The organism is Oerskovia sp. NPDC060287, assembly GCF_042726775.1.
In the GTDB taxonomy this organism is placed as follows: domain Bacteria; phylum Actinomycetota; class Actinomycetes; order Actinomycetales; family Cellulomonadaceae; genus Oerskovia; species Oerskovia merdavium.
Genome location: NZ_JBHXBO010000270.1, coordinates 1 through 5067, shown reverse-complemented (window position 1 = coordinate 5067; position 5067 = coordinate 1). Strand labels below are relative to the sequence as shown.

Below are 5067 nucleotides of genomic sequence, written 5' to 3'. Positions count from 1 at the left end.
TCGGGGCAGGGCGAGCCGGTGGACCGCGCGGGTGTGGGTGGAGCACGCGATGATGTGCTGGCCCCCGGTGGTGGTCAGGGTCCACGTGCAGGCCCTGCGCACGCTCGACCGCGTCGACCGACCCGCACACCGTCAACCAGTTGGCGAGCAGCAGGTGGCCCCCCTCGGTGAGCACGGACTCGGGATGGAACTGCACGCCGTGCAGCGGCAGGTCGCGGTGCTGCAGACCCATCACCACGCCGTTCTCGGTCGTCGCTGTGACGACGAGCTCGGCCGGGATCGTCCGGGGCACCACGGCGAGCGAGTGGTAGCGGGTCGCGGTGAAGGGCGAGGGGAGGCCGGCGAGCACGCCGAGGTCCCCGTGGACCACCGGGCTCGTCTTGCCGTGCATGAGCTCGGGGGCGTGCGTGACGGTCGCCCCGTAGACCTCGGCAAGAGCCTGGTGCCCGAGGCAGACACCCAGCATGGGCGTGCCGGACGCCGCGCACGCGCGGATCACGGCCTCGCTCTGCCCGGCCTCCTCGGGGGTGCCGGGGCCGGGGGAGACGAGCACGCCGTCGAACACACCGTCAGCGTCGCGGAACCGACCGTCCGCGCCCACGTCGGGGACCGCGTCGTTGCGCACGACCACGGTCCGCGCCCCGAGCTGGTTCAGGTAACCGACGATCGTGTAGACGAACGAGTCGTAGTTGTCGACGACGAGGATGCGGACCATCCCTTACCCACCTGTTCCTTCGGAAGTCGTTGCGTTGAAGCAGCCGGACGCCGCGCCGGGTGAGCGGCTCGTCCGGCGCGGCCGGACCCGGCCCCGCCTGCTCATCATTGTCCCTGCTGCGGGGTGCCGGCGGCTGCGTCCATGCGCGTGCTCACCGGCGGTCGGCACACGGGAAGCGAATCCCGTCGCCGTGTCCGACCCGGTCACGCGCCCTCGTCGGCCGAGCCGGCCACACGCGCGTACTTCAGGTCCGGCGCTCCCTCGAACACGGGCATGAGCAGCGAGTCGGACTTGTCGACCTTCCACCCCAGGCCGTACTCGTCCACGTACTGCTTGTAGATGTCGATCGCGTCGGAACGATCGAGCGCCTTCTGGAGCTGCACGGGGTCGCCCACCGCGGACACCGTGTAGGGCGGTGAGAACACCCGCCCGTGGAGGTTGAGCACGTTCCCCACGCACCGGAACGCGGTCGTGGGAGTGACGCGCTGGCCCTGGAGAGTCATCGCTTCGGCGCCTCCCGCCCAGAGCGCGTTGATGACCTCCTGCAGGTCCTGCTGGTGGACCACGAGGTCGTCCACGCGCGCCTTGGAGTGGTCCTGGGTCAACGGGGCGTCGTCGAGCGTGACGCTGAGCCCCGGCCCCGTCACCGCGACCGCCCCGGAGACGATCCCGGTGCGCTCGACGAGCTCAGGAGACTCGGTCTCCGTCTGGCCGGTACCGGCCGCAAGCCTCGACACCTCGACCTCGAGGCCGACGACCTTCTCGGTCATGTCCTCGACCCGACGCTCCTCGCTCTGCACCAGGTCGGTCAGGTTCTCGGGGTGGCGCCCTTCCTGGCCCTGCGCGAGGCGTGCGCTGGCCGAGAACATGAGCCCCGAGAGGCCGAGCACCAGGAGCACCGTGACGCTCGACCGGATACGACGTGCTCGTGTGGGCGGCCGGGTCGCAGCCGTGACCGCAGGCTCGCCGGCGGTGGAGCTCGGAGCATCCTCGGCTCCTGCGCCCCCCGTGTCGTGCGTCGCTCCGTGACGGCGATCCATCTGGCTCACTCCCGGCTCTCGTCCACCTGCCCGTGCACACGCTATTCTGTCCGCCCACTACGCTAGATGACGAATGGCGTCGCCGTTCACGACGTCGCGCAACGGCGCTTCGTCCCACCCGACACAGCTCCTGCACACGACTGGTGCCAGGAACACGCATCCCGAGGACAGGAGCCAGCTCTCGTGCCCGAGTCGAAGTCCCGTAAGAAGCCCGCCAAGGTCAAGGCCCCGCAGGTGAAGAAGCCTGAGACCGGCAACCCGCGCTGGCTGGTACCGACCATGCTGACCCTGATGCTCCTGGGCCTGGCATGGATCGTCATCTTCTACCTCACGAGCGGTGGCCTCGGCCTGCCGATCCCGGCGCTCCACAACTGGAACCTGGTGGTCGGGTTCGTCCTGATCATCGCCGGATTCGCGCTGACCACGCGCTGGAAGTAGTTCGCTCGACGACGTGGAGCCCCCCCACGTCGGGCGGGCTCGGTCCACGAGAGGGTGGGGTCCGCAGAGCTGCGGACCCCACCCTCTTGCGTGCGCGCGACGCGCCGAGGCGCGTGGGACGGACGGCTGTCCACAGATCCCCGACCTGTGGATAACTACATCGGTGTAGTTCCACACCTGTGAGTAACTCTGTGGATAACTATCCGAGATCGAGCAGTCTGCTCAGGACAGCACGAACTGTGGGGCCGAGCTGTACTTGAGGACGGTGACGATCACCAGGGTGACCGCGACCAGAACCGTGATGCCGATGCTCCACAGCCTGCGCCGTTCCTTGGGAGCGTAGGCGTACCCGGCCCCGAGGACGAGTCCCACGACGAGCCCGCCCAGGTGCGCCTGCCAGGCGATGTTGCTGACCATGAAGCCGATCGCGAAGTTGATCCCGATCAGGACGAGGATCTGGGCGGCGTTCCGACCCAGGCGCCTCAGGACCACGAGGATCGCACCGAAGAGCCCGAACACGGCCCCGGACGCACCGACGACCGGCGTGAACCACCCGCCGTCAGCCGTCGGCTGGGCGAGCAGCACGACCCCGACGGATCCTCCGACGGCCGCGAGGACGTACAGCGCGATGAAGCGCGCCCTCCCGAGCATCTGCTCGAGGAAGGGCCCGGTGATCCACAGCGCGTACATGTTGAACAGGATGTGGAAGACGCTCGTCGAGTGCAGAAAGGCAGCGGTGAGGAACCGGTAGGGCTGCACGTCACCGATGAACGGTGCGAACGCCAACCGCTGCGTCCACTCGCCCCCGGTGGCCAGCTGGAGCAGCCAGCTGACGACGCACAGCGCGATGATCGTCAGCGTGACGACCGGCCGCCCCGTACGGACGGTCCCGCCGAGGGCCGTCTTCGTCTGGGGCACCGCGCGGGCCTGTTCGCGCACGCAGTCGACGCACTGGACACCGACCGCCGCCGGGCGCTGGCACTCGGGGCAGGCGGGACGTCCACAGCGCTGGCAGCGGACGTACGAGACGCGGTCGGGGTGTCGGGGACACACCGGGGCCGGCTGCGCCGGCCCCGGTGTCCCGAAGGCGGGGACGGAGATGGTCAGTCCTCGATGGTGACCGAGGTGATGACGATGTCCTCGACCGGGCGGTCGCCCGGACGGGTCCGCGTCGCGTTGATCGCGTCCACGACCGCGCGGGACTCGTCGTCCACGACCTCGCCGAAGATGGTGTGCTTGCCGTTGAGCCACGGCGTGGGGACCGTCGAGATGAAGAACTGCGACCCGTTGGTGCCCTCGACCTCACCCGAGACCGGGTTGCGGCGCGACCCGGCGTTGGCCATGGCCAGCAGGTACGGGCGGTCGAACTGGAGCTCGGGGTGGATCTCGTCGTTGAACGTGTAGCCGGGACCACCCGTACCGGTGCCGAGCGGGCACCCGCCCTGCAGCATGAAGTCCTGGATCACGCGGTGGAAGATCAGACCGTCGTAGAACGGGTCGTTGCGCTCCGCGCCCGTGCGCGGGTCCGTCCAGGTCGTGGTGCCCTTCGCCAGACCGGTGAAGTTCGCCACCGTCTTGGGCGCGTGGTTCGGCAGGAGCTCGATACGGATGTCACCAGCAGTGGTGTGGAGGGTTGCGAACATGCCCCCATTCTCACACGGTCGCCTGTACCCCCGCCCTGTCGCTCGGCTCGTGTCCCGCACCACGGCGCGCTTGCCTCGCGAGCCCCCGGGCACGGTGGCAGAGTGGAGTTCCAGCGCCTACAGCCCGCACCACGAACACCTGGAGTCTCCATGTCCGACCGAACCCGCCGTTCCGCACGCGCCGTGACCGACACGATCGATACCGAGAAGCTCAAGGATCAGGCCGCTGAGGTCGCTGCGCTCGTCGGAGAGGCCGGCGCCAAGGCGCAGACGACCGCGGTCCAGCTCGCCGACCAGGCCAAGGAGGCCGCCGGTCAGGCCAAGGAGTGGGGCAGCCCCAAGGTCGAGGCGTTCGTCGAGTGGCTGACGCCTCGCGTCGAGAAGGCATGGCAGGACAGCGTCCAGGCCGCCGCACCACGCGTGGAGAAGGCGGCAGGGAAGGCGGCGCCCGCGATCGACACCGCGCACGACAAGCTCGTCGACGAGGTCCTGCCCAAGATCGTGGCGAGCTTCAACGCAGCGGCCGCGGCCGCAGCAGACGCTGCGTCCCGCGCGGCGGACGCGGCGGCGGCCGCCACGGCCGACTCCGCCGCCACCACCGAGACCCTGTCCAAGAAGGCCGCGAAGAAGGCTGCCAAGGCAGCGAAGAAGGGCATCGACGCCTCGGCCGCATCGGCCAAGAAGGCCGCCAAGGCTGCGCCCGCCAAGCTCACGGCGGCTGCTGAGGCCGCGGACCCGCAGAAGAAGAGCAAGGCTCTGTGGTGGGTCGTGGGTGGCATGACCGCGGCCGGGGGCGCCTACGTGCTGTGGCGCCGTGCCCAGCCGACCACCGACCCGTGGGCCGAGCCCTGGGACCAGGTCCCTGCCTCGACCTTCGACGACGCACGGGCAGCCGTGGGCAACGCCGCCGAGGCGGTCGGCGAAGCGGCCGGTGCTGCCGTCGCGAAGGGTCGCGAGACGGGCGAGAAGGTCCAGGGTGCCGTCGCCGACGCAGGGGACAAGATCTCCGGCAAGGTCCAGGACGCCGTGACCGATGCCAAGGAGGCCACGCGCAAGGCGACCGGACGTGCCAAGGACGCGGCGTCGTCGGGCACCGACGAAAGCACCGAGGGCGACGACAAGAAGCCGACGGCCTGACACCTGCGAGAGAACGTGAGGGGCTCGTCCGGTCTCGCCGGGCGGGCCCCTCTCAGGTATGCCGCTGCCTCCGGGCGACCGAGACGTCCGGATA

At 69.9% G+C, this 5067-nt stretch carries 5 protein-coding genes and 1 pseudogene; 2 read left to right on the top strand and 4 right to left on the bottom strand.

Annotated elements, in window-relative coordinates; all coding sequences use genetic code 11:
• Positions 1-88 precede the first annotated feature (88 nt).
• Positions 89-715 (bottom strand): annotated as a pseudogene (locus tag ACFWFR_RS17210) (aminodeoxychorismate/anthranilate synthase component II); the annotation flags it as partial.
• 203 nt (positions 716-918) lie between these two features.
• Positions 919-1755, bottom strand: a complete 837-nt coding sequence (locus ACFWFR_RS17205; RefSeq protein ID WP_377623827.1) for a DUF881 domain-containing protein — start codon at positions 1753-1755, stop codon at positions 919-921.
• Positions 1756-1938: 183 nt separating this feature from the next.
• On the opposite strand from ACFWFR_RS17205, the gene ACFWFR_RS17200 reads away from it, so the two are divergent.
• Positions 1939-2193, top strand: coding sequence for a cell division protein CrgA (locus ACFWFR_RS17200; protein ID WP_056648075.1), 255 nt, complete (start codon positions 1939-1941; stop codon positions 2191-2193).
• A gap of 222 nt (positions 2194-2415) precedes the next feature.
• On the opposite strand, the gene ACFWFR_RS17195 is transcribed toward ACFWFR_RS17200, so the two are convergent.
• Positions 2416-3111 carry a rhomboid family intramembrane serine protease gene (locus tag ACFWFR_RS17195; RefSeq protein ID WP_377623825.1) on the bottom strand — a complete coding sequence of 232 codons (696 nt, stop codon included), beginning with the start codon at positions 3109-3111 and terminating at the stop codon, positions 2416-2418.
• A 185-nt stretch (positions 3112-3296) separates the two neighbouring features.
• Positions 3297-3836 carry a peptidylprolyl isomerase gene (locus tag ACFWFR_RS17190; RefSeq protein ID WP_056648078.1) on the bottom strand — a complete coding sequence of 180 codons (540 nt, stop codon included), beginning with the start codon at positions 3834-3836 and terminating at the stop codon, positions 3297-3299.
• 150 nt (positions 3837-3986) lie between these two features.
• Here ACFWFR_RS17190 and ACFWFR_RS17185 point away from each other — a divergent pair, with 150 nt between their 5' ends.
• Complete coding sequence (locus ACFWFR_RS17185; protein WP_377623824.1) at positions 3987-4973, top strand: hypothetical protein; 987 nt, start codon at positions 3987-3989, stop codon at positions 4971-4973.
• The last annotated feature ends 94 nt before the right edge of the window (positions 4974-5067 follow it).